The organism is Mesorhizobium sp. M7A.F.Ca.CA.004.06.1.1, from assembly GCF_003999135.1.
Lineage (GTDB): Bacteria > Pseudomonadota > Alphaproteobacteria > Rhizobiales > Rhizobiaceae > Mesorhizobium.
The window spans coordinates 1-3130 of sequence record NZ_RZPQ01000699.1 but is presented as its reverse complement, the minus strand read 5'-3'; the positions used below and the strand labels follow the sequence as shown (position 1 = coordinate 3130).

Below are 3130 nucleotides of genomic sequence, written 5' to 3'. Positions count from 1 at the left end.
GTTCAACCCTATTCGGCGGCCACCAGTCCGGCCATCTCGCGGTTCTTCATCAGCTTGTAGACGATGGAATCCATCAGCGCCTGGAACGAGGCGTCGATAATGTTTTCGGAAACGCCGACCGTCCACCAGCGCGCGCCGGTGCCGTCATGCGATTCGATCAGAACGCGGGTGATCGCCTCGGTGCCGCCATTGAGGATACGCACCTTGAAGTCGGCCAACTCCATGTCGGCGATCTCGCCCTGAAATTTGCCGAGGTCCTTGCGCAGCGCGATGTCGAGTGCGTTGACCGGGCCATGCCCCTCGGCCACCGACATCTTCTCCTCGCCGTCGACCACCACCTTGACGATCGCTTCGGAGACCGTCTTCAGCTGGCCGTTGGCGTCGAAGCGGCGCTCGACCATGCAGCGGAACGAGGTGACGTTGAAGAACTCCGGCAGGCCGTGCAGCATCTTGCGTGCCAGGAGCTCGAAGCTGGCATCGGCGCCCTCATAGGCGTAGCCCTCGGCCTCGCGCTCCTTGACCACTGATATCAGCGCGTCGAGCCGGTGATCGTCCTTCGGCACCTCGATGCCGCGCCGCCTCAACTCGGCGAGGAAATTGGCCTTCCCGCCCTGGTCCGAAACCATGACGCGGCGGCGGTTACCGACCGTTTCCGGGGGTACATGCTCATAGGTCGCCGGCTCCTTGGCCAGCGCGGAGGCATGGATGCCCGCCTTGGTGGCGAAAGCAGAGGCCCCGACATAGGGCGCTTGCGCTTCCGGGGCGCGGTTCAAGAGTTCGTCGAAGGCGCGGGACAACCTGGAAATGCCTGTCAGCGCCTCAGCCGAAATACCGGTGTCGAAACGATCGGCGAAGGCCGGTTTCAACGCCAGCGTAGGCACGATCGAGATCAAATTGGCGTTGCCGCAGCGCTCGCCGATGCCATTGAGTGTGCCTTGGATCTGGCGCACGCCGGCCTCGACCGCGGCAAGCGAATTGGCGACCGCCTGGCCGGTGTCGTCATGGGCATGGATGCCGAGATGATCGCCCGAAATACCTGATAAAATAACCTTCTCGACGATGGCGCGGACTTCCGATGGCTGCGTGCCGCCATTGGTGTCACACAGCACCACCCAGCGCGCGCCGGCATCATAGGCGGTCCTGGCGCAGGCCAGCGCATAATCGGGATTGGCCTTGAAGCCGTCGAAAAAATGCTCGCAGTCGACCAACGCCTCCTTGCCGGCGGCGATCGCCGCCTCGACGGAGGCCTTGATGGCGTCGAGGTTCTCCTCATTGGTGCAGCCGAGCGCGACACGGACATGGTAGTCCCAACTCTTGGCGACGAAGCAGATGGCATCCGACTTGGATTGCACGAGTGACGCAAGGCCGGGATCGTTGGAAGCCGACGCCCCAGCCCGTTTGGTCATGCCGAAGGCGACGAATTTGGCGCGCGACGTACGTTTCTCCTGGAAGAAGGCGGTGTCGGTCGGATTGGCGCCGGGATAGCCACCTTCGACATAGTCGAGGCCAAAAGCATCGAGCAGTTTCGCGATGGCGATCTTGTCCTCGACGGAAAAGTCGATGCCAGGGGTCTGCTGGCCATCGCGCAATGTGGTGTCGAAGAGATAGAGGCGCTCGCGGGTCATGGTCATTTGCCTGCAAACTTGTCCGTCGCGCGGATCAGCCGATCCAAAATCCCCGGCTCCGAATAAGCATGACCGGCGCCCTCGATCAGGTGGAAATCCGCCTTTGGCCAGGCCTTGTGCAGCGCCCAGGCATAATGCGCCGGGCACGGCATGTCGTAGCGGCCATGGACGATGGTGCCGGGAATGTCAGCCAGCTTGTGCGCGTCGCGCAGCAACTGCCCTTCCTCCAGCCAGCCGGCATGGACGAAATAGTGGTTCTCGATGCGGGCAAAGGCGATGGCATAGTCGTCCTGCCCAAATGGTCCGCTGGTCTCCGGCTCGGGCAAAAGCGTGATCGTTTCGCCTTCCCACAAGCTCCAGGCGCGGGCCGCCTCGATCTGCGCCTTGCGATCCGTGCCGACCAGCCGCTTGCGGTAGGCAGCCATCATGTCGCCGCGCTCGGCCTCCGGGATCGGCGCCAGGAAGCGCTCCCATTTGTCCGGGAACATTTCCGAGACGCCGAATTGATAGTACCATTCGAGTTCGGCTCGCGTCAGCGTGTAGATGCCGCGTACCACCAACTCACTGACGCGTTCGGGGTGCGTTTCGGCATAGGCGAGCGCCAGCGTCGACCCCCAGGAGCCTCCGAACACCAGCCATTTGTCGAAGCCGGCCATTTCGCGCAGGCGTTCGATGTCGGCGACCAGGTGCCAGGTCGTATTGGTTTCGAGCGAGGCGTTGGGCGTCGATTTTCCGCAGCCGCGCTGGTCGAACAGGATGACATCGTAGAGCTTCGGGTCGAACAGCCGCCGGTGTTTTGGGGAAATGGTGCCGCCCGGCCCGCCATGCAGGAACACCGCCGGCTTGGCGCCCCTCGTGCCCGAACGCTCCCAGTAGACCTGATGGCCGTCGCCGACATCCAGCATGCCGGAATCGAACGCCTCGATCTCGGGATAAAGCGTACGCAATTGACTGCTCATAGCTGCAAACCTTTGGTCGGCCAGTCCGCTGTTTCATGGTCTGGGTGCTGGAAGGAGATGATGGATTCCTGCCTGTTGTAATAATCAGGATCCTGGTGGACGGGCTGATCGAAGATCGTCTCCACCCAGGGCAGCCGCGCGGCGTAGTTGACCTGGATCTGCGGGGCAAGATCGGAGCGGTCGTCGAAGGCACCGATAGCGATCTCAAGTCCACCGGGCTGCCGGTAGGTCAGCGGCGTCCCGCAGCGGGCGCAGAAACCACGATCGATGTTGACCGACGACTGGAAATAGCTCGGCTCTTCATGGGTCCATTCGACGCCGTCCCTGGGCACCGTGACCAGTGCACCGAAGAACGAGCCGAACTGCTTCTGGCACATGCGGCAATGGCAGATCGATGGACGGCCGAGCGCTCCATGAATGCGGAAACGCACGGCGCCACACTGGCAGCCGCCGGTTCTTACCTGATCGGTCATGATCTTTCCTTTGGCGGCCATTGTTCGGTGTCGTGGTCCGGATGCTGATAGGAGACGAGATCCGCCAGATAAG

Annotated in this window: 3 protein-coding genes and 1 pseudogene; all 4 read right to left on the bottom strand. The window is 62.5% G+C overall.

Annotation, left to right across the window (positions count from 1 at the left end; all coding sequences use genetic code 11):
* Positions 1–8: 8 nt before the first annotated feature.
* A complete protein-coding gene (gene cimA, locus EN906_RS28605) occupies positions 9–1631 on the bottom strand; it encodes a citramalate synthase (RefSeq protein WP_206517190.1) in 1623 nt (540 codons plus the stop codon).
* Positions 1628–2584: a prolyl aminopeptidase gene (gene pip, locus EN906_RS28600; RefSeq protein WP_127268544.1), complete on the bottom strand. Its 957-nt coding sequence runs from the start codon at positions 2582–2584 to the stop codon at positions 1628–1630. Before pip ends, cimA begins: the two co-directional genes overlap by 4 nt.
* Positions 2581–3057, bottom strand: coding sequence for a GFA family protein (locus EN906_RS28595; protein WP_027038010.1), 477 nt, complete (start codon positions 3055–3057; stop codon positions 2581–2583). The genes pip and EN906_RS28595 overlap by 4 nt, the downstream gene beginning before the upstream one ends.
* Positions 3054–3130, bottom strand: a pseudogene (locus EN906_RS39040) (GFA family protein); the annotation flags it as partial. The pseudogene EN906_RS39040 and the gene EN906_RS28595, both read right to left, overlap by 4 nt.